Source organism: Billgrantia sp. Q4P2, assembly GCF_052806135.1.
The window spans coordinates 1-25063 of sequence record NZ_JBRBAI010000007.1; the positions used below are offsets into that span (position 1 = coordinate 1).

Genomic DNA, 25063 nt, shown 5'->3' on the forward strand with positions numbered 1-25063 from the left:
TGAGCGATGGGCCACCGATCTGACACACGTCTGGTGTGGCAAGGATCGACGGGGCAGCCTGGCGGTGATCATCGATTGCTGCACGCGGGAGATCCTCGGCTGGCGATTATCGGACAATGGCAGCAGTAAGACAGCCGAGGCCGCGCTGGAAGAGGCCCTGGTGCATCGATTCGGCGCCTTGGGCCGAATTCATCAGCCCCTGGCACTGCGGTCCGATAACGGCCTGGTCTTCAGCAGTCGCCACTACACAGGCACGGTGAAGGCCTACGGACTGACGCAGGAGTTCACGACGCCGTACACACCGGAACAGAATGGGCTCGTAGAGCGCTTCTTCCGCTCCCTGAAGGAGGAGTGTATCTGGCTGCACCGGTTTGAGTCGCTGGGACAAGCCAGGGCAGTGATCAACCACTGGATCCGGTACTACAACGAAGAACGGCCACATCAGTCTCTGGACTATGTGGCACCCCGAGCACACCCTGCATTAGCTGCATAGGGTGTGCAGAAACTAGGGGGTCATTACATTGGTGAGCCCTACAGGGCTCGGCTCAGACAGCTGTCATGACTTGCCTGCGCCTTGGCCGCTGAGGCCATGACGTTATGGCAAATCACGCCCCTTGCCCCCCCGGCACAGAACCTGGGCCCAATGAAGGGCCGCTTCTCCTTCCAAAGTACAGCCCTCTGGCAGGGCCTCGGATGCTTTACTGGGCCTGCACCGCTGCCACGCGGCACGGTTGCCACTCACAAGACCAACAGGAGAGATGCCATGTGGACCAAGCCCAGCTTCCGTGACCTGCGCCTCGGCTTCGAGGTCACCCTCTATATTGCCAACCGCTGATCGTTCTACCCGGACCGTTCTACCTCTGAGCGGGGCCCAACGGCCCCGTTCGGGTTCAAGGGAGGGGAAGTCATGCAGGTATTGATACTCGGTTCGGCGGCCGGGGGCGGTTTTCCCCAGTGGAACTGCAACTGTGCCAACTGTCGTGGGGTGCGCCTTGGCCGTGCCAGCCTTCGCCCCAGGACCCAATCCTCGATTGCCATCAGCATGGATGGCGAGCGCTGGCTGCTGTGTAACGCCTCGCCCGACATTCGCGCCCAGCTCAATGCCTCTCCGGCGCTCTTCCCCAGGCGTGGCCTGCGCGACACCGGCATCGCCGAGGTGCTGCTGGTGGATGCGCAGATCGATCACGTCAGCGGGCTGCTGACGCTGCGCGAAGGCTGTCCGCTCGACGTCTGGTGCACGCCCAGCGTGCATGACGACCTCTCCAGCGGCTTTCCGCTGTTTCCCATGCTGTCCCACTGGAATGGTGGGCTCAACTGGCGTGAGATTCCCTTGTCGGACGACAAGCGGCGTTGCACCTTCCAGGTACCGAGCTGCCCGGAGCTGGAAATCACCGCGCTTTCGCTGCACTCCAATGCGCCACCTTATTCTCCCCGCCGTGGCTCGCCGGCCGTCGGCGACAACCTGGGGCTGCTGTTTCGCGACAGACTGACGGGCGGCTCGCTCTTCTATGGTCCCGGCCTGGGGCAGCCGAGCCATGAGGCGAGGGAACTGATGGCCAAGGCCGACTGCGTGCTGGTGGATGGCACCCTGTGGCACGACGACGAGATGGGGCGCCTTGGCATCGGCCACGCCACCGGACGCGAGATGGGCCATCTGGCGCTGGCCGGGGAGAGCGGCATGATCGCCGAACTCGATGCACTGCCAGAGACGACGCGGCGCATCCTCATCCATATCAACAACACCAATCCGGTGCTGGACGAAACCTCAGCCGAGCGCGCCGTGCTGGACCGGCACGGCATCGAAGTGGCCCACGATGGCATGCGGCTCACCCTGTAGCCATCCGCTGGACTACCGACAACAACAAGCAGGCACAACAAAGCACTAGGGGGACTCGCCATGAACGCCGTGCACACACTGCCGTCCGCCACACTCACGCCCGAGGCCTTTCGCCAGGCCCTGATGGCCAAGGGTGCCTATTACCACATTCACCATCCTTATCAGGTCGACATGGCCGAGGGGCGCGCCACGCCGGAGCAGATCCGTGGTTGGGTGGCCAACCGCTTCTACTACCAAGTGATGATCCCGCAGAAGGACGCCGCGCTGCTGGCCAATTGTCCGGACGCCGCCACCCGCCGCCGCTGGATCCAGCGCCTGCTCGACCATGACGGTCGCGATGACGATGCCGGCGGCATCGAGGCGTGGCTGACCCTGGGCGAGGCGGTGGGGCTGACCCGCGACGAGCTTTGGGCGCAGCAGCACGTCTTGCCTGGCGTGCGCTTCGCCGTCGACGCCTATGTCAACTTCGTGCGCCGGGCGAGCTGGCAGGAGGCGGCGATCTCCTCGCTGACCGAGCTGTTCGCGCCCCTGGCGCACCAGAGCCGGCTCGACACCTGGCCGGGCCACTACCCCTGGATCGATGAGGCCGGCTACGGCTACTTCCGCAAGCGCCTCAAGGAAGCGCGGCGCGACGTCGAGCACGGCCTGGAGGTGGCGCTCACGGTGTGCACCACCATGGAGACCCAGCAGCGCGCCCTCGATATCCTGCAGTTCAAGCTCGACGTGCTGTGGAGCATGCTCGATGCCATGACCCTGGCTTATCAGCTCGACCGGCCGCCCTACCACAGCGTGACCGACCGGGCCGTATTCCACCGGGGGCTGGCATGAACGCCCAGGTGGTGCCCGCTCTGCGACCCGGCTGGCGGCTGCAGTGGGAGGAGGCCCAGGGGTGCCATGTGCTGCTCTATCCCGAGGGTATGGTGCAGCTCAACGGGAGCGCTGGCGCGATCCTGGCCCTGGTCGATGGCCAGCGCCGCCAGGCGGACATCGTCGCGATGCTGGAGACGCACTTTCCCGAGGCGACCGGCATAGGTGACGACGTGGCAGAGTTTCTCGACGAAGCGCAGCGGCAAGGCTGGCTGGCAGCGGTGACGCCATGAGCGAGCGGCATGGTGTCGAAGCGATCGGTGCCCCCCTGTGGCTGCTGGCCGAGCTGACCTATCGCTGCCCGTTGCAGTGCCCCTACTGCTCCAACCCACTCGACTTCGCGCGCTACTGCGACGAACTCGATACCGACGCCTGGATCGACGTGCTGCGTCAGGCGCGGGCAATGGGCGCCGTGCAGCTTGGCTTCTCGGGCGGCGAACCGCTGGTGCGGCGCGACCTGGAGACGCTGGTCGCCGAGGCGAGGCGGCTCGGCTTCTACACCAACCTGATCACCTCCGGCGTGGGGCTGGATGGTGCCCGGATCGAGGCGCTGCGCGAGGCGGGGCTGGATCACATCCAGATCAGCCTGCAGGCGGCGGATCCCGAGATGGCCGCCGCCGTGGCGGGTTCGGCCAAGGCCCATGCCGGCAAGCTGGCCATGGCCCGCGCGGTCAAGGCGGCCGGCTACCCGATGGTGCTCAACGTGGTCCTGCATCGCCACAACATCGATGACATCGACCGGCTGATTGCCCTGTGCGACGAACTGGATGCCGATGCCGTGGAACTGGCCAGCTGCCAATACTACGGTTGGGCCAGGCTCAATCGTGCCGGCCTGCTGCCGAGCCGGGCCCAGGTCGAGCGCGCCGAGGCGGTCACCCGGGAGTGGCGCGAGCGCCTGGCTGCGCGAGGGCGCAACATGCGCTTGCTGTTCGTGGTGCCCGACTACTACGCCGAGCGTCCCAAGGCGTGCATGGGCGGCTGGGGAGCGATCTTCCTCACCGTGGCGCCGGACGGCGCAGTGCTGCCGTGTCACAGTGCGCGCGAGCTGCCCATTCGCTTTCCCAGCGTACGCGACGCATCGCTGAAGGAGATCTGGTACGTAAGCGAGGCCTTCAACCGCTTTCGCGGCGATACCTGGATGCGCGAGCCCTGTCGCGGCTGCAGCGAGCGCCACCAGGACCATGGCGGCTGTCGCTGCCAGGCCTATCTGCTGACCGGCGACCCGGCGGCTGCCGATCCGGTATGCAGCAAATCGCCGCGTCGCGACCTGATCGATCAGGCCTGTGCCGAGACAGCCCTAGAGCAGCCGGGGGGCGAGGCGCTGGTGCCGCGGCAGGCGAGGAACTCGCGCACCTTCTGGCACGGCTGAGAGGGTACACGACCAAGGGCGAAGGGCACCGCATCGGAGCAGCTCTTACCATGACCATAATGCGCCCGCGCTAGGCGACGATATAACAAGACACCGCTGATCTCGGCCGTACCTCGCTGCCGGGAAGCGTCGAGCGGGAGAACCTGCATGGCATCCAGTATCACCGAGCTGCGCAAGTTCGTGGCTCCCGAGATCATCTTCGGCGACGGCGCTCGCCGTGCCGTGGCCAACTATGTGGGTACCTTCGGTGCCGAGCGGGTGCTGCTGGTATCGGACCCCGGCGTCGTTTTGGCCGGCTGGGTCGAGGAGGTGGAGGCGGACCTGGCGTCCCAGGGCATCGCTAGCCAGCGATTCGTCTCCGTCTCGCCCAACCCCCGGGCCGAAGAGGTGATGGCGGGGGCCGCGGCGTATCGCGAGATGAGCGCCCAGGCCATCGTGGCCATCGGCGGCGGTAGTCCCATGGATTGCGCCAAGGGCATCGGCATCGTGGTTGCCCATGATGGCCATATCCTGGATTTCGAGGGCGTCGACACCCTGCGGTTGCCGATCCCGCCGCTGATCTTCGTGCCTACCACGGCGGGCACCTCGGCGGACATCTCCCAGTTTGCGATCATCTCCGATCAGCAGCGACGCATGAAATTCTCCATCGTCAGCAAGTCGGTGGTGCCGGACGTGTCGCTGATCGATCCCCAGGTCACCCTCACCATGAGCCCCTTCCTGACGGCCTGCACCGGTGTCGACGCCCTGGTGCACGCCATCGAGGCCTTCGTCTCCACCGGCAGCGGGCCGCTCACCGATGCCCACGCCCTGGAGGCCATGCGCCTGATCAACGGCCATCTCGTCGCGCTGGTGGCAGACCCGCAGAACCTCGAGCTGCGCTCCCAGGTGATGCTCGGCAGCATGCAGGCGGGGCTGGCGTTCTCCAATGCCATCCTCGGGGCGGTGCACGCCATGTCGCACAGCCTGGGCGGCTTCCTGGACCTGCCCCATGGGCTGTGCAACTCGCTGCTGCTGGAACATGTGGTGGCCTACAACTTCGAGGCCGCCCCGGAACGCTTTACCCGCATCGCCGAGACGCTGGGCATCGATTGTCGTGGATTGACTGGTCGACAGGTGCGCGCCCGGCTGATCGATCACCTGGTCGAGCTCAAGCGTGCCGTGGGGTTGACGGGCAGTCTCGGCAGGCTGGGCGTCAATACCAGCGACGTGCCCTTCCTGACCCGCCACGCCCTCGAGGACCCCTGCATCCTGACCAATCCGCGGCGCTCCGGCCCGCGAGACGTGCAGGTGGTCTTCGAGGAGGCGATGTGATGCGGGGCCGGGTGGGTATCCGATGAAGAAGGTGACCGATCCCGACGGCTACTCGGTCAGCCAACTGCTGGGGCTTGGCCAGCAGTCGGCGCGCAAGAGCTATTACCCCGAGCTGACGGCGCGCATGGCCGAGCTCGAGGCCGAGCGCAACCGCTACAAGTGGCTGTTCGAGAATGCCCTGCACGGCATCTTCCAGGCCTCGCTGGGTGGGCGCCTGCTGGCCGCCAACCCGGCCCTGGCGGCGATGCTGGGCGATGCCGACGTGGCGGCGACGCTGAACCGCTGTGCATCGCTCGAGGCGCTGTTCGCCGAACCCGGGGAGGCGCAGCGGGTGGCGTCGCTATTGCGCCGGCAGGGTCACCTGCAGGGGCACACCACCTGGCTTGCCGGAAGCGACGGCCGGCGGGTGCCGGTGGCCCTGACCCTGCTGCGCAAGCCGGACCAGGGCGAGGAGATCCTGGTCGAGGGATTCGTCGCCGACATCACCGAGCGCGAACGGGCTCGCCAGGAACTGCTGGCGCTCAATGCCCGCCTCGAGGCGCGCGTGCGCGAGCGCACCCAGCGCCTGGAGCAGCTCAATGCCGACCTGGCCGGCGAAGTGGCCGAGCGGCGGCTGATGGAAGAGCAGCTGCGCGCAGCCCGCGACCTGGCCCAGGAGGCCAACCGCAGCAAGGATCGCTACCTGGCGGCGGCCAGCCACGACCTGTTGCAGCCGCTCAACGCGGCGCGCTTGCTGGTGTCCACGCTGCGCGAGCGGGAACTCGATGGCGACAGCGGCCGCCTGGTCGACAGCATCCATCTCTCCCTGGAAGGCGCCGAGGAGCTGCTCACCGACCTGCTCGACATTGCGCGGCTCGACCAGGAGCGCATCCAGCCGCAGCTGGAGTGCTTTCCTCTCACGCGCCTGCTGTACGGCCTGGTGGCCGAGTATGCCCCGCGTGCCCAGCGCAAGGCGCTGCGCTTTCGCTGGGTGGAAGGCCGGGTGTGCGTCAACAGCGACTTCCGCCTGCTCGGCAGGGTGCTGCGCAATCTGCTCTCCAATGCCTGCCGCTATACCGAGTCGGGCAGCGTGCTGCTGGGCGTGCGGCGCCTTGGCGATGCCGTTTCCATCGAAGTTCACGACAGCGGCCCCGGCATCCCCGCCGATCAGCTCAAGGCGATCTTCGAGGAGTACCACCAGCTCAACGCCGAGCGGGCCCGGCATCGCCAGGGGGTGGGGCTGGGCCTGGCCATCGTCGAGCGGATCTGCCGGCGCCTGGGACTGGCGGTGACGGTGAATTCGACGCCGGGGCGCGGCTCGCGCTTTGCCGTACGGGTACCGGTCTGCACGCCCGTGCCGATGACGTACAGTGCCCCTGAAGTCTCGCCGCTCGAGTGCCCTTTGCAGGGCCGACGTATGCTGGTGGTGGACAACGACAGCCGCATTCTGCTGGGCATGCAGGCACTGCTCGAGCAATGGGGAATGGCGTGCCGTACGGCCCACGATCTCGAAGAGGTACTGGCGCAGCGGCTCGCCGCGCCCGACGTGCTGGTGGTCGACCTGCACCTGGACGGCGGCGAGACGGGCGATCGCCTGGTGGAGAAGCTGCGCCGGCACTGGCAGCAGCCCACGCTGCCGGCGGTGGTGGTCACCGCGGATCGCTCCGAAGCCTGGCGGCGAACCCTGGCCGACAGTGGCATTCCGCTACTGCACAAGCCGGTACGGCCGGGCAAACTGCGTGCCGTGTTGAGCCAACTGCTCGGGCGTGAGCGGCACTGAGGCCGGTCTACGACTTTGGTCCTGCCCCTATGGATTCGCATCGACACTCAAGTGCTATGTTGCTGCTTTGGGCCAGGGCGTAAACTGGAAACAAGATCCTGGATTGAGAGAGGCCAGCCATGCAAATGCCGTTAGCGGTCTCGGAAGTGGATGCCGAAACCTCGCCGTATTCGCCCCTGCGCGTGGCCCAATCCTCCGCTCACGATCCGGAACTGGCCGCCCAGTACCTGGCCAGCCAACTGCTGAACCCCTACCTCGAGGGGGTGTTGTTCTTCTGCTCCGCGGAGTACGACCTGCCGGCCCTGGCCGCTGCCCTTGAGGCCCACCTGGGGGGCGTGAAGCTGTGCGGCTGTACCACGGCGGGGGAGCTTGGCGTCGATGGCTATTCGCGCGGCTCCATCGTGGCGGTGGGCTTCGATAGTCGCGCCTTTGCCCTCGACTACCGCTTGATTCATGAGCTGGACCGCTTCACGTTGCTCGATGCCCAGCGCATCACCGATCAGTTGATGGATCACTGCGTGCGCTCGGGGGTGGCGCCGCTCAAGGGGCATACCTTCGCCATGACCCTGCTCGACGGCCTTTCGGCCTGTGAAGAGCAGGTGCTGCTGACCCTGACCTCGGTGCTGGCCGGCATTCCCCACTTCGGCGGTAGCGCCGGCGACGACAACCGCCTGACCGGGACGCATGTCTACGGTGAAGGCGCCTTTCACGACCAGGCGGCGGTCGTGCTGATGGTCAATACCGAGCTGGATTTCGAGGTGCTCTCGACCCACCACCTGCGGCCACGCGCCGAGAAATTGGTGGTGACCGCCGCCGACCGCGAGCGGCGCAGGGTATTCGAACTCAACGCCGAGCCCGCTGCACTGGAGTATGCGCGACTGGTGGGTTGCCCCGTCGAGGCGCTGACTCCGGAGGTGTTCGCCCGCCATCCGCTGGCCGTCAAGCTCCACGACAAGACCTACGTGCGTGCCATCCAGGGCGTGAATCCCGACCTCAGCCTGAACTTCTATTGCGCGGTGGAGACCGGCATCGTGATGACCGCCATGCAGGGTACCGACCTGCTGGCGGATCTCGGCCGCGAGATCGATACCATCGCCGAACGGCTAGGGCCTGCCGAATGCATTCTCGGCTGCGACTGCTTCCTGCGCCGCCTGGAGCTCGAGCAGGATGGCCTGCAAGCGGCCGCCAAGGCGTTCTACCGGCGACAGCGTATCCTGGGTTTCAATACCTACGGCGAACACTGCAGCGGCCTGCATCTGAACCAGACCTTCAGCGGGGTCTTCATCGGGCAATCCCGTCGTGGTCACTGAGCGTGAGCGCGAACTGGAGCGCCAGGTCGCCAAGCTCCAGCGCATCAATGCGGCGCTGATCGAGCGCGTCGAATCGAGCAACCTGCCGCGCACCGCGCCCTACGCCGCCTTCGAGCATGCCGCCCTGCTGGCCGAGCAGGTGCGCGAGCGCACCCTCGCACTCAACCAGACCCTGCACGAACTGCGTGCCAGTAACCGCCTGCTGGGCGAGGCCCGCAAGCGCGCCGAACAGGCCAACCAGTATCTGGTCGACGCCATCGAAAGCATTACCGATGCCTTCGTGCTGTTCGGTGCCGACCAGCGTATCCAGCACTTCAACAGCCGCTTCGCCGAGTTCTGGCGACCGGCAGGTATCGAGGTTCAGGCCGGCATGACGCTGGAGGAGCTTCGCCGGCTGGCACTCACCTCGGGGCTGGTGATCAACGAGCAGCTGAAGCAGCGCCAGGGGCGCACCATCTACCAGCTGCACGACGGCCGCTGGGTGCAGGTCAACCAGCGGCCGATACGCGGCGGGGGACGCGTGGTCCTCTACGTCGACATCACCGAACTCAAGCGCCATGAGCACGCCGAGCGCGAGCATGCCCTGGCCCAGAAGTCGCGGCTGCTGCAGGCCACGCTCGACAGCCTGTCCCAGGGCGTGGCGGTGATCACCCACGGTGGGCTGCTGGAAATGCACAACCAGCGCTTCTCGCAGCTCACCGGACTCGACGAATTGACGCTGCCGGTTCCGCTGGCGGCACTGGGTGCCACCAGCGAGCTGGTGGACCCCACGGATGCGCAGACCGTGCTGCCGGCCTGCGAGCGTCGCCTCAGCGATGGACGCGTGGTCGAGGTACGCGGCCACCCCATGCCAGGCGGTGGCCAGGTGCTCACCTATACCGACATCACCGAACGCATTCGACAGGCCGAGGCGCTGGCTGAGCGGGAGCGCTGGATTCGAACCATCACCGATCAGGTACCGGCGATGATCGCCTACCTGGACCGTGAATTGCGCTACGTCTTCACCAACCGCGTCTACGAGGAGTGGTACGGCTGGCCCCACGACCTGCTGCTGGGCTCGTCGCTGGGCGACCTGCATTCGGCGGAACACTGTGCGCGGCTGATGCCCTATCTCCAGCGCGTACTGGCGGGGGAGCGCATCAGCTTCGAGCTGCCCGAGCAGAACGCCAGCGGTGAGCAGCGCGTGTTGCTGCGGGCCTACGTGCCGCACCGCGACAGCGATGGCAGCGTGATCGGCTTCTTCGTGCTCATCCGCGACATCACCGAACAGCGCCGCACCTCCGAGGCCCTGCACCACGCCTACCAGAACCTCGAACAGCGGGTCCGCGAACGCACCGCGGAGCTGACCCGCGTCAACGCCCAATTGCGCGAGGAGATCGAGGAGCGCCTGGCGGCCGAGTGCCAGCTACGCGATGCCAAGACCGAGGCCGAGGCAGCCAATCTTTCCAAGACCAAGTTCCTGGCGGCGGTCAGCCACGACCTGCTGCAGCCGCTCAATGCCGCCAGGTTGTTCGTCGGAGCGCTGGTGGAGCAGGAGATGTCGGCGGCCAACCTGGAGTTGATCCAGCAGGTGGGTCACTCGCTCAAGGACGTGGAGACGCTGCTCGGCACCCTGGTCGACATCTCCAAGCTGGATGCCGGCGTGGTCAGTCCCGAGGTGACGCCCTTCGCCATCCGCGAGCTGCTCGATGGCCTGGCCCGCGAGTATCGCCAGGTCGCCGCCAGCGAAGGACTCGGCTTCCACTACGTTCCCTCATCGGCGATCGTCAGCAGCGACATCTCGCTGCTGGCCCGGGTGATCCGCAACCTGCTCAGCAACGCCGTGCGCTACACGCCCAGCGGGCACCTGCTGCTCGGCTGCCGGCGCCGCCGCGAAGGGCTGGAGATCCAGGTACTCGATACCGGTTGCGGTATCGCCGAGGAGGAGCGTGAACTGATCTTCCAGGAGTTTCGGCGGCTGCCGTCGGCCGTCTCTGCTCGGGATCGCGGCCTGGGACTCGGGTTATCCATCGTCGACAAGATTTCACGCATGCTGCAGCAGCCGGTGCGGGTGCGGTCGCGGGTCGGGCATGGCACGTTGTTCGGTGTGCTGCTGCCCTATGCGCAGCGTCTCCAGGCCGGCGAACCCCGCACGGCGGGACCCAGCGGCGCCGGCCGGGAGCTTGCCGGCCGGCGGCTGTGGGTGGTCGACAACGACCCGGCCATCTGCCTGGCCATGCGCCACCTGCTGGAGCGCTGGGACTGCCGGGTGGTGGTTGCCGAGAGCGAGGAACGCCTCGCCGAGCGGGTCTGCCTGGCCAGCGGCGACAGCGATGCCCTGATCGTCGACTACCACCTGGACCATGAGCGCAGCGGCCTGGCCTTGGCTCAGCGCATCAACGCCATGCGCGAATCGCCGCTGCCGGTGCTGGTGATCACCGCCGACCACAGCCGTGAGCTGCGCCAGCAGGTGCGCGAGCTGGGTTTCCAACTGCTCAACAAGCCGGTCAAACCACTGCGGCTACGCACCACACTGCAGCAACTGTACGCACCACACTGCAGCAACTGATGGCCGATGCCCCGCACGAAGCGGCCGAAGGGGACGTTCAGGGCCTGCGCAGATAGCGGCTGAAATCGATGTCGCTGGCCGAGAGGATGGCCTGGACCCGGTTGCTCACCCCCAGCTTGCGCAGGATCGCCGAGACGTGGGCCTTCACGGTGGTTTCGGCGATGTTGAGGTTGTAGGCGATCATCTTGTTGGACTCTCCGCGGGTCATGTGCTCCAGCACCTGCAACTGCTTGCGGGTCAGTGTCTCGAGCTGTTCCGCGGTGATGGTGCGCTCGTTCGGTTCCTGGGGGCGGGTGCTGCCGGCGCGCATGATTTCGGAGGGCAGGTAGATGTTGCCCTCCAGTATCTGGGCGATGGCCTTGATCAGCTGCTCCTTGGGCGAGGACTTGGTGAGAAAGCCTACCGCGCCGCAAGAGACCGCCTGCAGCATCACGTTCTTGTCCTCCTCGGCGGAGATGATCGCCACCGGAATGGTGGGGGCCTCGTTGCGCAACTGGATCAACCCGGTCAGCCCGCTCATGCCGGGCATGTTGAGATCGAGCAGGATCAGGTCGAGGTCCTCCTCGTCGGCGGTCACGGCCAGCGTCGCCTCGAGGTTCTCCGTCTCCAGCAGCTCGCTGCCGGGGAAGCCGTCGCCGACCACGCGTGAAATGGCATCACGGAACAGCGGATGGTCGTCGGCGATCAGGATTCGGTAGGTGGGGGCGTGCTCTTCCATCTTGTTATTGTCCTCGTGGCAGAGCCTTGTCGGGCTCGAAATGATAAGCGGCAAAAGGCGGTGGGCGAGGAGAAACGACCTCCAGCGGCAGGCCGGCGGCTTCCCAGCTGTCGATCCCATTACGATACCAGTAAAGTCGTTGAAAGCCCGCCTCGGCCAGGCGCTTGACGGCGTTCCACGAGAGCCAGCAGTCGGAGCGGCAGAGCACCACTACCGGGCGGCTCATGTCGCCGCCGCTGGCGCTTGTGACCGTATCGAGCAGGTAGCCCACCCAGTCGTGGCGGCTGTAGTACCAGTCGTCGTCGAGATGGCCGAGCCCCGTGTTGGGCAGCCACAGTGCTCCAGGTAGCGAGCGGTGAGGCTCGGTCTGCAGGAAGCGGCCGTCACGGAAGGTGAGATTGATCACATCGATCGCCAGTGCTGGTGGCGTCGCGCCCAGTAGGGCGCGTACCTCCTCGGTATCCACCGTGACGGCCCCGGGCGCCGACTGCGGTGTGGGGCTGCGATAGCGGTCGATGCGATAGCCGCGTTCCGAGAACAGCAGCGCATCGCCCGCTGGCGCTGCGACGGCGGCCGAGCCGAGAGTCGCCAGGAACATGACGAGCAGATGGCGTGGTGCGATCCTCATGCGAAGAAATTCCGTGGTCTCATGTCGCTATGGGACCGCCTTTTGGCGTGGTCCGGAATTGCACCTTTGTAGCGAAGCGTGAAGCACGAAAGTACTATTCTGCCGCGATGCAGGGGCGCCTAGGCTGACGACATGAGCCTACGCACCCTGCCAACGCTCCCGCTGCTGCTGCGCCTCGCGCTCTTCGTGCTGCTGCTGGGGGCTGCCGATTCCCTGCGTGCCGAGCTGCCGACGCTGCGGCTCAGCGTGCTGCAGTTCGGCACCGCGCACTGGGAACTCGACCATCTCGAGCGCCACGGTCTCGACGAGGCGGCGGGCTTCGATCTCGACGTGCGCCTGGTGGCCAACCTGCCGGCCTCGCGCATCGCCGTTTCCAGCGGCGACGTGGACGGCGCCGTGGTCGACCTGACCTGGGCCCAGGCGCGCCATGCCGCCGGGCAGTCCTACCGTTACCTGCCCTATTCCTCCCAGCTGGGCGACGTGCTGGCACCTCCGGGGGCGGCCATTCGCGACCTCGAAGACCTGCGCGGCAAGCGCATCGGCGTGGCGGGTGGCCCCGACAGCAAGAGCTGGGTGCTGCTGACGCGGGCGGCGCAGGCCGAGGGCGTTGCGCTCGAGCGCGAAGCCGAGGTGCAGTTCGGCGCACCACCGCTGCTCAGCCAGGCGCTAAGGCGCGGACAGCTCGACGTGCTGGTGACCTTCTGGCACTTTGCCGCCGAGCTCACCGCCGCCGGCGAGGCGGAGGTGGCGCTGCCCATGGCGTCGCTGCTGGCGCGCCTGGACATCCCCACGGGGCTGCCGATCCTCGGCTATGTCTTCCACGATGGGTGGGCGCGCGACCATGAAGCACTGGTGTCGCGCTTCGCCGAGGCCGTGGCGCAGGCCAAGCGGGAACTTCGCGATGAGCCGGAGCACTGGGCGACCCTGCGCCCGTTGATGCGCGCCAGCGACGACGCCCACTTCGAGGCGCTGCGCCAGGGTTACGTGCAGGGCATCCCCGAGCCGCTGGACGCACAGCGTATCCAGGCCCTGCAGCGATTGCTGGTGCTGACCGGGGTCGAACCGGACGCTGTGATGCCCGCGTCGCTGTTCGTCCAGGCCGCGGGAGTCGGGCGGTGAGGTCATCACCGCTCGCCTGCTGGGTCGTCCTGCCCCTGCTGGTGGCCTTCTGGGGGCTGCTGGCCTGGCAGCTCGACTCCTCGCTGCTGCCTTCGCCGCTGGCGGTGCTGGACACCCTGCAGCGGGAGGCAGCCAGCGGCGAACTGCAGCGCCATCTGGCGATAACCCTGCAGCGGGTGGCGATCAGCTTCGGCCTGGCCATGGCGCTGGGCGCCCTGATCGGCATCGCCATGGGCCGGCTGGCGCTGGTCAACGCGCTGCTCGACCCGCTGCTGGTGCTGTTGCTCAACCTGCCGGCACTGGTGCTGATCATCCTGCTCTACGTCTGGTTCGGCCTGGTGGAGGCCGCCGCGATCCTGGCGGTGGTGATCAACAAGGTACCCAACGTGGCCGTTACGCTGCGCGAGGGTGCGCGTAGCCTCGACCCGCGCCTGGAGCAGATGGCCCGGGTCTACGACTTCTCGCCCACCAAGCGGCTGCTGCACGTATGGCTGCCGCAGCTGTTTCCCTACCTGATGGCGGCGACCCGCGGCGGGCTGGCGCTGATCTGGAAGATCGTGCTGGTGGTCGAGCTGCTGGGCCGTTCCGACGGGGTCGGCTTCCAGCTGCACCTGGCGTTCCAGGTCTTCGACGTGGCCGGCCTGCTGGCCTACAGCCTGGCCTTCATCGCCATCGTGCAACTGATCGAGCTGGTCGTCCTGCAGCCCCTGGAACGGCGTGCCTCGCGCTGGCGCCGCTCGGGAGTCGAGCATGCTTGAATTCGCCGTTCCTCCCGGGCACCCCGTCCTGGCGCCCATGACACTGCATATTGCCCGGGGCGATCGCATCTGCCTGCTGGGCCCTTCCGGCATCGGCAAGACCACGCTGCTCAATCGCCTGGCCGGGCTGGAGCCGGGCCAGCCACACCCGGCGCTACGTATCGGCTACCTGTTCCAGGAGCATCGCCTGCTGCCCTGGCGTACGCTACGCGATAACCTGCGCCTGGTCGGCGTGAGCCGCGACCAGGTGGTCCCGCTGCTGGCGCGGGTAGGGCTCGGTAACGTCGCCGACCTCTTTCCCGACCAGCTCTCGCTGGGCATGGCCCGCCGTGCCGCCCTGGCGCGCTGCCTGGCCATTCGCCCCGAGCTACTGTTGCTGGACGAACCCTTCGCTTCCCTCGACTCCCATCGTGCCGTGGAACTCCAGGCGCTGATCCGCGAGTTGCTGCAGCAGACGCCGCACATGGCCATGATCTGCGTGACCCATGAGGTGCGCGACGCCGCGGCGCTGGCCAATCGCGTCTGGTACCTGGCGGGCCGCCCCGCCCGCCTGCGACACGACGGGCTCCTTGGCGACACGCCTGCCGAGGTCGCCGTCCTGGCCCGGCAACTGGAGGTGTTGGGCCAGGAGGCATCGAGCCCCGCCTAGCCCCACCTAACCCAGGCGCGTACCCAGAATGCGCGTACGCTGCGGACGAAAGCCGCCGATCGCCAGCGTGGCCAGCGCCAGTGTCACACCGAGGGTGATGGCGATCGCCTCGCCGTTCCACTGTCCGTAGAGCGCGAAGCGCAGCGTTTCCACTGCGTGGGTGAAGGGGTTGAGCCGGCACAACTGGTAGATCCAGGGGCTCGCCTCCTGCATCCGCCATAGCGGATAGAGCGCCGAGGAGAGAAAGAACATCGGGAAGATCACGAAGTTCATGACCCCGGCGAAGTTCTCCAACTGCTTGACCCAGGTGGCGATCAGCAGGCCCAGGGCGCCCAGCATCAGCGCGGCCAGCAGCAGGGCGGGGAGTATCGCGAGATAGCCCTCCAGCGGCGGGCGCACGCCCACGCCCCAGCGGGCGATCAGCAGGAACACGTAGACCTGTACCAGCGAGACGCTGCCCATGGCCAGCAGCTTGGTCAGCAGCAGGAAAGGGCGGGGCAGGGGGCTGGTGAGCAGCACCCGCATGGAGCCCAGTTCCCGGTCGTAGACCATGGAGAGCGCTCCCTGCATGGAGTTGAACAGGATGATCATGCCGCACAGGCCGGGGACGATATAGGTCTCGTAGGTGGTGTAGGTGACGTAGGGCGGGTTGATCGAGACCCCCAACGCCATGCGGAAACCGGCGGCGAACACCACCAGCCAGAGCAAGGGACGCACCAGGGCACTGGCGAAGCGTGTACGCTGCTGCCAGAAGCGCAGCCATTCGCGCTGCTGCACGCCGATGAAGCAGTACCAGTAGTCGCGCGGGTTCATGCTACGGCCTCCCGGGTCAGGGTGTTGAAGGTCTCCGTCAGGCTGGCACAGCCGTGGTGACGGCAGAGCGCCTCGCCCGACTCGGCGGCCAGCAGCCGCCCACGGTGCAGGATCAGCACCTGATCCTCGGCTTCGATCTCCTCGATCAAGTGGGTGGCCCACAGCACGGTGAGCCGACGCTCCCGGCACAGTGCACGAACGTGTGCGTTGAGCGCCGCCCGGCTGTCGAGGTCGAGGCCGGCGGTGGGCTCGTCGAGCAACAGCAGCGCGGGGCGATGCAGCAGCGCCCGGGCGATCTCCACCCGCCTGCGGTGGCCGCCGTTGAGGCGGCGCACCGGCGTGCGGGCGTGCTCGACGAGCTGCTGGCGCTCCAGCTCCTCGTCGCAGCGCAATCGTGCCTGGCGTGGCGACAGGCCGTGCAGCGCCGCGTGGTACCTGAGGTTCTGCGTCACGCTCAGGTCCAGGTCCAGGGCGTTGTGCTGGAAGACCACCCCCAGGTCACGCATCACCGCGGCGGGTTGGCGCTTGAGCGAGCGACCGCCCAGCAGCAGGTCGCCCTGCTGCAGAGCCAGCAGCCGGGTCATCAGGCCGAACAGGGTCGACTTGCCGGCGCCGTTGGGCCCCAGCAGGGCATGAAAACCGCCGGAGGCCAGCGTGAAGCTGACCTCCTGCAGGACCGGATGACACCGGTAGCGGTAGCCGATGTCCCGGGCTTCCACGTTCATGACTCGTGCCCCGAAGTGATTTTCACGCCCCAGGGAAAGCGGCCCACGTCGATGGACTTGACCACTTCCAGCTTGTCGACGTCGATCACCGAGACGTCACCGCTGACGCCGTTGGTGGTGAGCAGGACCTTCTCGTCGGGGCTCAGCGTCACCTGCCATACCCGGGCGCCCACCAGCAGGTAGTCGAGCACCTCGTAACTCTGCGCATCCACCACCGCGATGTGGTTGGCCGGCCCCAGGGCGACGAAGGCATAGCGGCCGTCCGAGGTGAGCTGGATGCCCACCGGCTGCACGCGATCCTGGTTTACCCCGGGAATGCGGAAGTCGATGGTATGGATCTCCTCGAGGCTCTCGACGTCGATGACGTGCACCGTGCCGCCGATTTCCGCCGAGGCCCACAGCAGGGCGTCGTCGTGGGTGAATTCCACGTGGCGTGGGCGGGCGCCGATGACGATGTTCTTCTCGATCTCCAGGGTCTCGGTGTTGATCCAGTGCAGCATGTTCGAGGTTTCGCTGGTGTTCACCGCCCAGCGTCCGTCGTGGCTCACCCCCATTCCTTCCGGCTCGATGCCCACTTCGATCTGCGCCAGCACGCGCTTGGTCTCCACGTCCAGCACGGTGACCAGGGCGTCATCCTCGTTGGCGATGTAGAGATGACGGCCATTGGGGTGCAGGGCGAACTGCTCCGGATCCTCGCCGGAGGGCAGGGTGTCGATCACCTTGCGCGTAGCGAGGTCGACCACCTGAACGGCGTCGTCGTCGCTGGCACAGACGTAGAGCAAACGCTCGTCAGGGGAGAGCAGGATACCGCGCGGGCGCTGGCCGACGGGGATGGTGTCGACCACCTCCAGCGAGGCCATGTCGAGGACCGAGATGGTGTTGTCGCGCTCGTTGGAGACATAGGCCAGGCTGGCGGCCCACAGCGGCGTGGAGAGGCCCAGCAACAGACCGAGGGCGGCAAGGCGTGCGGCAATGTTCATGATCGACTCCTGTATATTGGCAGGGGAGCGGTGTCAGTCGCTCAGGCGGCAGCGGCTTTCCGGGCGGTCGTAGCCCAGGGTGTCGAGTTCGGTATGCTGGTGAAGGAAGCCCTCGAAGGGGGCCATGGCCACCAGGCCGTTGGGGTGGGCGAGGGGCACCGGCTGGCGCAGTTGCCCATTCCAGTCGCGAAAGCTGAGCGGCCGGCCCTTGAACGCGGCCAGTTCGAACCGGTTGCCGAGCAGGTAGTCGCGCAGGGTCTGCATGTCGGCGCTCTCGGTACGGGTTACCGCCTCGCCCACGGCGCGGATCGCCGCCCAGGCGGCATAGTCGGTGCCGGTCATGTGGCGCTCGGCCTGTTTCTGGAAACGGTTCTGCAACTGGGTCGCACCCCAGGCTTCCACGGCGGGGTGCCAGGCGTCCGCTGCCATGCCCTGGGTGCCGACCACCGGCCGCGGCAACCAGGTGTTGAAGGGCACGAAATCGCCGAAGTCGTTGCGCTCGTCGGCCACCACCACCACGTCGTAATCGGGCCCCTGGGTGAACAGCGGCAGCTCGGCGGAGGCATTGCGACGCATGTCGGCCTCGAAGGTCCAGGCCTTGTCGGCGACGACATTCAGGCCGAACTTCCCCGCGGAGCGGCGAAAGGCGTCGGCCCAGGCCTGGTCGTCGTCGGTCTGGCCGCTGATCAGGAATACCGAGCGCCAGCGCCGCAAGTTGAGCCATTGGGCCAGGGCATCGGTCAGCATGGCGTGGCTGGGGGCCGTGTGCAGCAGATAGGGCGAGCAGTCGTCGAGCCGCAGCGATACATCACGCGCACCGGCATTGAACAGCAGGGCGCGATCGCCGCTGATCTCGGCTGCCTCGCGCAGGGTCGCTGCCGGGCTATTCAGCACGACCAGCTCGATGCCGTCGTCGAGCATGGCGCCGAGGGCTTCCAGCAGCGCCTCTTCGCTCTCGGCGATCACGCTCTCGAGTGCATGGTGCTGGCCGAGGAAACGGCCGGTACTCAGGTTATCGCTGATCGCCAGGCGGGCACCCTGCAAGCCGGCATCCCCGGGTTCGGGGGTCAACTGGGCCAATGCCGGGCCACGGTCGGGCTGCCACTGCAGGTAGCCGTAGCGAACGTCGAGGCCTTCGGCCTGGGCCAGTGGGGCCAGCAGCAACCCACCCAGGGCCAGGCCGGAAACGATACCGCGCATCTGCCGGGGAACGTTCATGTTGAGTTCCTCATCGTGAGTGGGCAGCGGTCACTGCACGACGAAGGTGCCGGTCACGCCGCGCTCTTCCAGACCGGCACAGGCCCACTCATAGGTGCCGGGACGGATGGGCACGAAGAACAGCTCGGCCTCGCCTTCACGCTCGAATTCCAACTCGGTCAGGGTGGGCGCCTTGATCTCGACGTTGCCAACCTCGACCTTGCGCAGCCAGGCGTTCTTGAAGAAGCCGGGTGCTTCCCAGGCGCACGCCTGCATGCCGGTGGCCTCGATCACCAGCCGGTACGATTGGCCGGTTTCCAGTTGATGCTCGCGCACCGACACACCAAGCATGCTCTCGCCGGTGCCGATCACCAGACGCTCCAGGCGTTCCGGCCGGTTGGCCAGGTCGCCGGCCGCCAGGGCCGCGCCACTGGCGAGGCTGAGCGCCACGGCCAGCAGTGTCTTGAAGGCAGGACGACGCGGGACAGGGTTCGGCCGCGTCACGGCAGGGGAGGTGTGAGCAAGGGTCATGTTGTTGTTCTCCTTCGGGTTGCAAGACCGCTGGCCGCATGGCCATGTCGACCAGTTCAGCACTTACCCCCACTCCCTCCCATGACACCATGGGGTCCTTGTTCTCGTTCCAAGGGCGTAAGACGGTAGCAGTGGGGGAAGAGGGGACTAGTACCAAGGGAGGACGGTGAGGAGTCGGAAAGTGGCGATGCGGGGGCGTCGATGCGCTGCCTAGACTCGACTCAACCTGCCGTGGGCCAGGCGCATCGCGGCAGCCCAGGGTGAATCGTCACGACAACGTCAATAAGCAGGTGCCCCCATGAACCCCACGACTACCCCAGCCGTCTCCCTGACCGCTTTTGTCCGACGCACCGCCGTCGCTTCGCTTCTCGGCCTGTCGCTGGGTGCCGCCAGCGTTGCCCTGGGGCATGGCGATGTTACGCCGCAGGAGGTCGACACCCAGGGGCTGCCCGACCTGGGCGAGGCGCCCCTGATGGAGAACCCGTTCCGGCCAGGCAATCAGCACGCAGAGGAGCATGACACGGCCGTCGCCGTGGGCGAGCGCGGCTATGCCGGCAACTGCGCCGTCTGCCACGGCATCCAGGCCAAGTCGGGCGGCCTGACCCCGGACCTGCGCGAACTCGAGGAGTGGGACGACGAGTACTTCCTGCAGCGCGTGCTCAACGGCACCGAGCGGGGCATGCCGTCGTTCAAGGCGAATCTCGACCAGACCGCTATTTGGGCGATCAAGACCTATATCGAATCGGTGTCGCCCTGACGGAAACACTGCACAAATGCCTGCGCGAGCGAATCGCTGCGTTGCGCGGTGCCGAAGCGTCGGACCGTCGGAATCCTCACATATACCCCATATGCTCCGGTTGACTCGAAACCTTCGGTTTCTCGCTCCTTCGGAGCCATCCAGGGGATGTTTGTCGCTTCGCTCGGTTCTGTGCTCCGTGCGCCTTGCGACCCACAGGGGTGTGGGAAGTGCGTTGGTTCGTCGGGAACGAACCTAGCCGCTTCATCTCGCTCGTCGATTTGTTCAGCGTTTCCTGAGGTAAATCACACCAGCGTCGGGAGGGAGTGCATCATGTGGAAGGGTTTTGTCTTTGCGCTAACGCTGCTGTGCCTGGGGCCGGCCTGGGGCACGGAGCTCTCGACGGTGGCACTGCGCGTCGCCGCCGTCGAGGTGGCGGGTGGCGAGTCGAGCGCCGAGCTGCTGCGCCGCCCGGCGCTGCGCGATCTCGATGAGGTGGTGGCATCGGGCCAGCTTAACGTCGGGCTGTACGAGAGCTTTCCTCCCTATTCCTATCGCGACGAACATGGTGAGGCGCGCGGCATCGATGCCGCGATCGGCCGTGCCATTGCCGATGGGCTGGGCGTGGAATTCCGGCCGTTCTGGATCACACCGGGCGAGAGTCTGGGACGGGACCTCGGCAACAACGTTTCACGCGGCCACTATCTGCGCCCAACTCAGGTGGCCGACGTCATGCTGCGCGTGCCTTACGACCGCAACTTCTCCTACCTGCGCGATTCCACCGGCGAGTACATCAACAAGAGCGTGGTGATGTTCGGCCCCTACCAGCAGGAGCAGTGGGCCATCGCCTACGACGCCGGACAACTGACGCAAGCGCCCACCCTGGGCAGCTTCCGCCAGGCGCGCATCGGCGCCGAGTACGACACCCTGCCGGCGACCTACCTGACGGCGACGATGGGCGGCCAGCTGCGCGACAACGTGCGTCACTATCGCGATGTCGGCGACGCCTTCGCCGCCATGGAGCGAGGCGAGGTGGCGGGGGTAATGGCCATGCGCGGCGAGCTGGAGCACTTCGTGGCGCAGTTCCCCGAGCGTGACTTTCGCCTTGCCGATGCGCTCTTCCCGGGCATCTCCCGCCAGCAGTGGGACATCGGCATGGCGGTGCGCGACAGCCACCGCCAACTGGGCTACGCCATCGAGGCGATCGTCGACCGGGCGGTACGCGACGGCAGCCTGAACGACATCTTCCAGGCCCACGGTCTCGTCTATCGCACCCCCGACTTCTACGCCGAGATCCTCGGCTCGGCGGAGTGATGCCCATGCTGCCCATACAGTTTGGTAGGCCAGGGCGGTACGCTTGGCTCCTCGGCGTGGCGTACCTGGTGGCGACGGTTGCCAACGCCGCCCCGCCTGACGACCCCTACCGCTCGCCGATGTGGCACTACAACCTGGCCCGCTACCTGGGTGAGGGCGCCGACATCCGCCACAGCGACCAAGTAGTGCTCAAGGTGCCGCACTTTGCCGAGGACGCGACCCAGGTGCCGCTGACCGTGGATCTCTCGGGCTTCGAGCATGAGGTGGCGGAGGTCGTTACCTGGATCGATCTCAACCCGGTGCCGCATCTCTTCACCCTGCGACCCGAGGCGGCGGCCGAGGTGCGCACTGTCGCGTTCAACTTTCGTATCCAGCAGGCCTCCACCGTGCGCGCTGCTGTACGCGACGAACAGGGCCGCTGGCACGTCGGCAGCGCTCACGTGGAGGCTGCCGGAGGCGGCTGTACCGCGCCCAGCGCCGCCGCCAGCAACCCCGATTGGGCGGCCAGCATCGGCCAGATCCATGGCGCCCTGTTCTCTCCGCTCGGCGGCCAGGCCGGCACCCGCGTCAAGCTCCAGGTCATGCATCCCATGGATTCCGGCATGGTCGGCAATGTCCCGCGTTTCAATATCGAAGAGCTGGAATTGCGCAATGCCGCCAGCCAGGCGCGTCTCGCCAGCATGACGCTATCCGAATCGGCTTCCGAGAACCCGCTGTTCGTCTTCGACCTGGAGCACGAAGGGAAGGAGGTCGGCATCGCGCTGTGGATGCGCGACAACGGTGGCAACGTCTTCGAGAGTCGGCTGGGAGGCTGAGCATGCGCTACCCGATCCTGCTGTTCACCGGCCTTGTCTTCGGCTGCCTCGAAGCCTTGGCCGATGGCTATCGGTACCACCTGGAGCCGGTGGAAATCGCCCAGGGCGTATGGGTCATCGAGGGTTCAACGGAGGACTTTTCGCGCGGCAATGGGGGCAATATCGTCAATACTGCCTTCATCATTGGCGAGCAGGGTGTGATCGTCTTCGACACCGGGCCTTCACGACGCTACGGCGAGGAGTTGCGCGAAGTGATTGCCTCGCTGACCGAGCTTCCCATCACGCACGTCTTCCTTTCCCACCACCATCCCGACCACGTGTTTGGCAACCAGGCCTTCGAACCACAAAGGCTCCATGCGCTGGACGATACTATCACACTGCTCAAGGCCCAGGGTGACGATTTCGCCGAAAATCTCTACCGAGCACTGGGTGACTGGATGCGGGGTAGCGAAGTCGTACTTCCCACCCAGCGCGTCACGCCCGGCCGGATGACCGTTGGCGGCCGCGATATCGAACTGATCGCCATGAGCGGTCATTCGGGGGCTGACCTGGTGCTGATGGATCATGCTTCCGGCGTACTGCTGGCCGCCGACATGGTGTTCTACCAGCGCGCGCCGACCACGCCGCACACCCCGGGCCTCGATATCTGGCGAGAGGAGTTGTACGAACTGGAAGCCCTCGATTTTCGCTACCTGGTGCCCGGCCACGGCCCGGTGGTGGAAGGCACGGCTCCCTTCGAGCAGATGCATGACTACCTCGGCTGGCTGGACGATACCCTGCGCGAGGCAGCCCGCCAGGGGCTGACCGCAAGCGAAGTCATGGCGCTGCTCATTCCCGAGCGATTCGACGAGATTGCCGTCGCTCGCCATGAGCTGATCCGTAGCGTCAGTCATCTTTATGGGCGCTATGAACGCGAGGCTCTCGCATTGATTTCCGAGGGAGGGTGAGCTGACGAAGAGCTGATTTTTTCTACCGCTTCATGTCGCGCATGGCTTGCCATTCTACTTTCATTTTTTCAATGAAAGAGGATGGCTTTTTTCATTAAAGCGGACTTTTCGTGATCTATTACGTGAGGTAGTACGACCAAGAGAGGAGGATATGTCGTCCCTGTTGGCCATGGCAGCTCAGTCAACGATGGCACAGATTGAGAGGCGAGGCGCCGGTTCGAAGGCGCTGGAACCCGAATAACAACCGTTGACTCACTGCCCCTTCGGAGAGCGTCATGATCCAGCCAATTCCCTTCGGCAAGCTGGCCAGGCCTTTTGCCCTGACGACCCTTGCCGTCGCCGTTTCCACCCAGGTCCAGGCCGTCAATTTCGACGACATGCTCAACGATCACCTGACCACCGATCAGGTCGTCACCAACGGCATGGGGCTGCACGGCCAGCGCTACAGCCCGCTGACGACCCTCAATACCGACAACGTCCATCAGTTGAGGCCGGTGTGGGCCTTCTCCTTCGGTGGCGAGAAGCAGCGCGGCCAGGAGTCGCAGCCGTTGGTCAAGGATGGCGTCATGTACATTACCGGCTCCTACTCGCGTATGTGGGCGGTGGATGCCCATACCGGCGAGGAGATCTGGCAGTACGAGGCGCGCCTGCCCGATGGCATCATGCCCTGCTGTGACGTGGTCAACCGCGGTGCGGCCATCTACGGCGACAAGGTCTATTTCGGCACGCTCGATGCGCGCCTGGTGGCCCTCGACCGCGAATCCGGCAACGTGCAGTGGATCAAGCGCGTGGCCGACTACCAGGCGGGCCACGCGATCTCGGCGGCACCCATCGTGATCGACGGCAAGCTCATCACCGGGGTGGCCGGGGGCGAGTTCGGCGTGGTGGGTACCGTCTATGCCTTCGATGCCGAGACCGGGGACGAGCTGTGGACCCGGCCGGTGATCGAGGGCCACATGGGCTACGTCTTCGAGAACGGCGAGGCGGTCGAGAACGGCATCACCGGAGGCGAGGCGGGGCAGACCTGGCCGGGCGACATGTGGCAGCAGGGCGGCGGTGCGCCCTGGCTGGGCGGCTTCTACGATGCCGACACCCACAGCCTGTTGATCGGTACCGGTAACCCGGGGCCGTGGAACTCGCACCTGCGCCCCGGCGATAACCTCTACACCTCGTCGCGGCTGGCCATCGATCCGGATGACGGCACCATCAAGTGGCACTTCCAGGCCACGCCCAACGACGGCTGGGACTACGACGGTGTCAACGAGGTGATCTCCTTCGACTACGAGGAGAACGGCAGCCTGATCAAGGCCGCGGCCACCGCGGATCGCAACGGCTTCTTCTACGTGCTCAACCGCGAGAGCGGCGAGTTCATTCGCGGCTTCCCGTTTGCCGACAAGATCAGCTGGGCCGAGGGTCTCGACGAGAACGGCCGCCCCATCTACAACCCCGCGGGGCGTCCGGGCAACCCGGCCGAAGCCGAGGGCGAGCGAGGCGAGGCGGTGGAGGCGTATCCGGCCTTCCTTGGGGCCAAGAACTGGAACCCCATGGCCTACAGCCAGGATACCGGCCTTTTCTACATTCCCTCCAACGAGTGGATGATGGACATCTGGAACGAGCCGGTCTCCTACCGCAAGGGGGCGGCCTATCTAGGGGCCGGCTTCACCATCCGGCCGATCAACGACGACTTCATCGGCGTGCTGCGGGCGGTCGATCCGCGCACCGGCGAGGAAGTGTGGCGCTACGAGAATCGTGCGCCGCTGTGGGGCGGCGTGATGACCACTGCCGGCAACCTGGTGTTCACCGGCACGCCTGAGGGTTACCTGAAGGCGTTCGATGCCACCACCGGCGAGGAGCTGTGGGGCTTCAACACCGGTTCGGGCGTGGTCGGCACGCCGATCACCTGGGAGATGGACGGCGAGCAGTACGTCTCGGTGGCCTCGGGCTGGGGCGGTGCGGTGCCGCTGTGGGGCGGCGAGGTCGCCGAGGTGATCAAGAACTTCAACCAGGGCGGCATGCTGTGGACCTTCAAGCTGCCGCGAGAGTACGCGCAGTAGGCCCAGTCTGCCGGGTCCGAAGCGGGCCCGGCAGCCTACTACCAAAGGACTCCTTCGACGCCTCCAAGGGAGAATAGG

25 protein-coding genes are annotated in these 25063 nt (G+C 66.4%); 18 read left to right on the forward strand and 7 right to left on the reverse strand.

Features of this window, described 5'->3' with window-relative positions:
* From ACUY1T_RS13310 to ACUY1T_RS13355, 10 genes are all read left to right on the forward strand, one after another.
* Window positions 1-493, forward strand: a 493-nt coding sequence (locus tag ACUY1T_RS13310) for an IS3 family transposase (protein ID WP_446023547.1), incomplete at its 5' end; no start/stop codon positions are given.
* 270 nt (window positions 494-763) lie between these two features.
* Entirely contained in the window at window positions 764-835 is a 72-nt protein-coding gene (gene pqqA / locus ACUY1T_RS13315; RefSeq protein WP_010627037.1) for a pyrroloquinoline quinone precursor peptide PqqA, read from the forward strand.
* A gap of 72 nt (window positions 836-907) precedes the next feature.
* Entirely contained in the window at window positions 908-1837 is a 930-nt protein-coding gene (gene pqqB / locus ACUY1T_RS13320) for a pyrroloquinoline quinone biosynthesis protein PqqB (RefSeq protein WP_446023549.1), read from the forward strand.
* Between the two features lie 60 nt (window positions 1838-1897).
* Window positions 1898-2665, forward strand: a complete 768-nt coding sequence (gene pqqC / locus ACUY1T_RS13325; protein WP_446023551.1) for a pyrroloquinoline-quinone synthase PqqC — start codon at window positions 1898-1900, stop codon at window positions 2663-2665.
* Window positions 2662-2937, forward strand: coding sequence for a pyrroloquinoline quinone biosynthesis peptide chaperone PqqD (gene pqqD, locus ACUY1T_RS13330; protein ID WP_446023552.1), 276 nt, complete (start codon window positions 2662-2664; stop codon window positions 2935-2937). The genes pqqC and pqqD overlap by 4 nt, the downstream gene beginning before the upstream one ends.
* On the forward strand, window positions 2934-4073 hold the full coding sequence (gene pqqE, locus ACUY1T_RS13335) for a pyrroloquinoline quinone biosynthesis protein PqqE (protein WP_446023554.1): 1140 nt from the start codon (window positions 2934-2936) through the stop codon (window positions 4071-4073). Before pqqD ends, pqqE begins: the two co-directional genes overlap by 4 nt.
* A 147-nt stretch (window positions 4074-4220) precedes the next feature.
* Entirely contained in the window at window positions 4221-5384 is a 1164-nt protein-coding gene (ercA, locus tag ACUY1T_RS13340; RefSeq protein ID WP_446023556.1) for an alcohol dehydrogenase-like regulatory protein ErcA, read from the forward strand.
* 22 nt (window positions 5385-5406) lie between these two features.
* Window positions 5407-7143 (forward strand): NahK/ErcS family hybrid sensor histidine kinase/response regulator, encoded by a 1737-nt coding sequence (locus ACUY1T_RS13345; RefSeq protein ID WP_446023558.1) that lies wholly within the window; start codon window positions 5407-5409, stop codon window positions 7141-7143.
* A 119-nt stretch (window positions 7144-7262) separates the two neighbouring features.
* Window positions 7263-8453, forward strand: coding sequence for a nitric oxide-sensing protein NosP (gene nosP / locus ACUY1T_RS13350; RefSeq protein WP_446023559.1), 1191 nt, complete (start codon window positions 7263-7265; stop codon window positions 8451-8453).
* A complete protein-coding gene (locus ACUY1T_RS13355) occupies window positions 8443-11001 on the forward strand; it encodes a NahK/ErcS family hybrid sensor histidine kinase/response regulator (protein WP_446023561.1) in 2559 nt (852 codons plus the stop codon). Before nosP ends, ACUY1T_RS13355 begins: the two co-directional genes overlap by 11 nt.
* 37 nt (window positions 11002-11038) lie before the next feature.
* On the opposite strand, the gene ACUY1T_RS13360 is transcribed toward ACUY1T_RS13355, so the two are convergent.
* Window positions 11039-11719: a response regulator gene (locus ACUY1T_RS13360; RefSeq protein WP_446023563.1), complete on the reverse strand. Its 681-nt coding sequence runs from the start codon at window positions 11717-11719 to the stop codon at window positions 11039-11041.
* Between the two features lie 4 nt (window positions 11720-11723).
* Window positions 11724-12347: a rhodanese-like domain-containing protein gene (locus tag ACUY1T_RS13365; RefSeq protein WP_446023565.1), complete on the reverse strand. Its 624-nt coding sequence runs from the start codon at window positions 12345-12347 to the stop codon at window positions 11724-11726.
* Between the two features lie 132 nt (window positions 12348-12479).
* Between ACUY1T_RS13365 and ACUY1T_RS13370 the strand changes: the two genes are divergently transcribed.
* The 3 genes from ACUY1T_RS13370 to ACUY1T_RS13380 are packed head-to-tail and all read left to right on the forward strand — an operon-like array spanning window position 12480 to window position 14873.
* The gene (locus ACUY1T_RS13370; RefSeq protein WP_446023567.1) at window positions 12480-13466 is read left to right on the forward strand and encodes an ABC transporter substrate-binding protein; all 987 of its coding nucleotides are present in this window, start codon (window positions 12480-12482) and stop codon (window positions 13464-13466) included.
* Window positions 13463-14224, forward strand: a complete 762-nt coding sequence (locus ACUY1T_RS13375; RefSeq protein ID WP_446023569.1) for an ABC transporter permease — start codon at window positions 13463-13465, stop codon at window positions 14222-14224. Before ACUY1T_RS13370 ends, ACUY1T_RS13375 begins: the two co-directional genes overlap by 4 nt.
* Window positions 14217-14873, forward strand: a complete 657-nt coding sequence (locus tag ACUY1T_RS13380; RefSeq protein WP_446023571.1) for an ABC transporter ATP-binding protein — start codon at window positions 14217-14219, stop codon at window positions 14871-14873. The genes ACUY1T_RS13375 and ACUY1T_RS13380 overlap by 8 nt, the downstream gene beginning before the upstream one ends.
* A gap of 6 nt (window positions 14874-14879) precedes the next feature.
* Here ACUY1T_RS13380 and ACUY1T_RS13385 read toward each other — a convergent pair whose 3' ends face one another.
* From ACUY1T_RS13385 to ACUY1T_RS13405, 5 genes are read right to left on the reverse strand one after another with little or no spacing between them, the layout of a single operon-like run.
* Window positions 14880-15686: an ABC transporter permease gene (locus tag ACUY1T_RS13385; RefSeq protein ID WP_446023573.1), complete on the reverse strand. Its 807-nt coding sequence runs from the start codon at window positions 15684-15686 to the stop codon at window positions 14880-14882.
* Entirely contained in the window at window positions 15683-16411 is a 729-nt protein-coding gene (locus ACUY1T_RS13390) for an ATP-binding cassette domain-containing protein (protein ID WP_446023575.1), read from the reverse strand. The genes ACUY1T_RS13385 and ACUY1T_RS13390 overlap by 4 nt, the downstream gene beginning before the upstream one ends.
* The gene (locus ACUY1T_RS13395) at window positions 16408-17391 is read right to left on the reverse strand and encodes a YVTN family beta-propeller repeat protein (protein ID WP_446023577.1); all 984 of its coding nucleotides are present in this window, start codon (window positions 17389-17391) and stop codon (window positions 16408-16410) included. Before ACUY1T_RS13395 ends, ACUY1T_RS13390 begins: the two co-directional genes overlap by 4 nt.
* A gap of 33 nt (window positions 17392-17424) precedes the next feature.
* Entirely contained in the window at window positions 17425-18609 is a 1185-nt protein-coding gene (locus tag ACUY1T_RS13400) for an ABC transporter substrate-binding protein (protein ID WP_446023579.1), read from the reverse strand.
* 30 nt (window positions 18610-18639) lie between these two features.
* Window positions 18640-19119: a copper-binding protein gene (locus ACUY1T_RS13405; RefSeq protein ID WP_446023580.1), complete on the reverse strand. Its 480-nt coding sequence runs from the start codon at window positions 19117-19119 to the stop codon at window positions 18640-18642.
* Between the two features lie 298 nt (window positions 19120-19417).
* Between ACUY1T_RS13405 and pedF the strand changes: the two genes are divergently transcribed.
* From pedF to ACUY1T_RS13430, 5 genes are all read left to right on the forward strand, one after another.
* Window positions 19418-19876, forward strand: coding sequence for a cytochrome c-550 PedF (gene pedF, locus ACUY1T_RS13410; protein WP_446023581.1), 459 nt, complete (start codon window positions 19418-19420; stop codon window positions 19874-19876).
* A gap of 312 nt (window positions 19877-20188) precedes the next feature.
* Window positions 20189-21169 carry a substrate-binding periplasmic protein gene (locus ACUY1T_RS13415; RefSeq protein WP_446023582.1) on the forward strand — a complete coding sequence of 327 codons (981 nt, stop codon included), beginning with the start codon at window positions 20189-20191 and terminating at the stop codon, window positions 21167-21169.
* Window positions 21170-21174: 5 nt separating this feature from the next.
* Window positions 21175-21984, forward strand: coding sequence for a quinoprotein dehydrogenase-associated SoxYZ-like carrier (locus ACUY1T_RS13420; protein ID WP_446023584.1), 810 nt, complete (start codon window positions 21175-21177; stop codon window positions 21982-21984).
* A 2-nt stretch (window positions 21985-21986) separates the two neighbouring features.
* Entirely contained in the window at window positions 21987-22931 is a 945-nt protein-coding gene (locus tag ACUY1T_RS13425; protein ID WP_446023585.1) for a quinoprotein relay system zinc metallohydrolase 1, read from the forward strand.
* 275 nt (window positions 22932-23206) lie between these two features.
* Entirely contained in the window at window positions 23207-24985 is a 1779-nt protein-coding gene (locus ACUY1T_RS13430) for a PQQ-dependent methanol/ethanol family dehydrogenase (protein ID WP_446023586.1), read from the forward strand.
* Window positions 24986-25063 lie beyond the last annotated feature (78 nt).

Coding starts and splice junctions, on each gene's coding strand:
- ACUY1T_RS13420 (WP_446023584.1), top strand. CDS start 21,175: ATGCTGCCCATACAGTTTGGTAGGCCAGGGCGGTACGCTTGGCTCCTC.
- pqqD (WP_446023552.1), top strand. CDS start 2,662: ATGAACGCCCAGGTGGTGCCCGCTCTGCGACCCGGCTGGCGGCTGCAG.
- ercA (WP_446023556.1), top strand. CDS start 4,221: ATGGCATCCAGTATCACCGAGCTGCGCAAGTTCGTGGCTCCCGAGATC.
- ACUY1T_RS13400 (WP_446023579.1), bottom strand. CDS start 18,609: ATGAACGTTCCCCGGCAGATGCGCGGTATCGTTTCCGGCCTGGCCCTG.
- ACUY1T_RS13365 (WP_446023565.1), bottom strand. CDS start 12,347: ATGAGGATCGCACCACGCCATCTGCTCGTCATGTTCCTGGCGACTCTC.
- ACUY1T_RS13380 (WP_446023571.1), top strand. CDS start 14,217: ATGCTTGAATTCGCCGTTCCTCCCGGGCACCCCGTCCTGGCGCCCATG.
- ACUY1T_RS13360 (WP_446023563.1), bottom strand. CDS start 11,719: ATGGAAGAGCACGCCCCCACCTACCGAATCCTGATCGCCGACGACCAT.
- ACUY1T_RS13395 (WP_446023577.1), bottom strand. CDS start 17,391: ATGAACATTGCCGCACGCCTTGCCGCCCTCGGTCTGTTGCTGGGCCTC.
- ACUY1T_RS13405 (WP_446023580.1), bottom strand. CDS start 19,119: ATGACCCTTGCTCACACCTCCCCTGCCGTGACGCGGCCGAACCCTGTC.
- pqqE (WP_446023554.1), top strand. CDS start 2,934: ATGAGCGAGCGGCATGGTGTCGAAGCGATCGGTGCCCCCCTGTGGCTG.
- nosP (WP_446023559.1), top strand. CDS start 7,263: ATGCAAATGCCGTTAGCGGTCTCGGAAGTGGATGCCGAAACCTCGCCG.
- ACUY1T_RS13415 (WP_446023582.1), top strand. CDS start 20,189: ATGTGGAAGGGTTTTGTCTTTGCGCTAACGCTGCTGTGCCTGGGGCCG.
- pqqB (WP_446023549.1), top strand. CDS start 908: ATGCAGGTATTGATACTCGGTTCGGCGGCCGGGGGCGGTTTTCCCCAG.
- pedF (WP_446023581.1), top strand. CDS start 19,418: ATGAACCCCACGACTACCCCAGCCGTCTCCCTGACCGCTTTTGTCCGA.
- ACUY1T_RS13430 (WP_446023586.1), top strand. CDS start 23,207: ATGATCCAGCCAATTCCCTTCGGCAAGCTGGCCAGGCCTTTTGCCCTG.
- ACUY1T_RS13425 (WP_446023585.1), top strand. CDS start 21,987: ATGCGCTACCCGATCCTGCTGTTCACCGGCCTTGTCTTCGGCTGCCTC.
- ACUY1T_RS13345 (WP_446023558.1), top strand. CDS start 5,407: ATGAAGAAGGTGACCGATCCCGACGGCTACTCGGTCAGCCAACTGCTG.
- ACUY1T_RS13370 (WP_446023567.1), top strand. CDS start 12,480: ATGAGCCTACGCACCCTGCCAACGCTCCCGCTGCTGCTGCGCCTCGCG.
- ACUY1T_RS13385 (WP_446023573.1), bottom strand. CDS start 15,686: ATGAACCCGCGCGACTACTGGTACTGCTTCATCGGCGTGCAGCAGCGC.
- pqqC (WP_446023551.1), top strand. CDS start 1,898: ATGAACGCCGTGCACACACTGCCGTCCGCCACACTCACGCCCGAGGCC.
- ACUY1T_RS13390 (WP_446023575.1), bottom strand. CDS start 16,411: ATGAACGTGGAAGCCCGGGACATCGGCTACCGCTACCGGTGTCATCCG.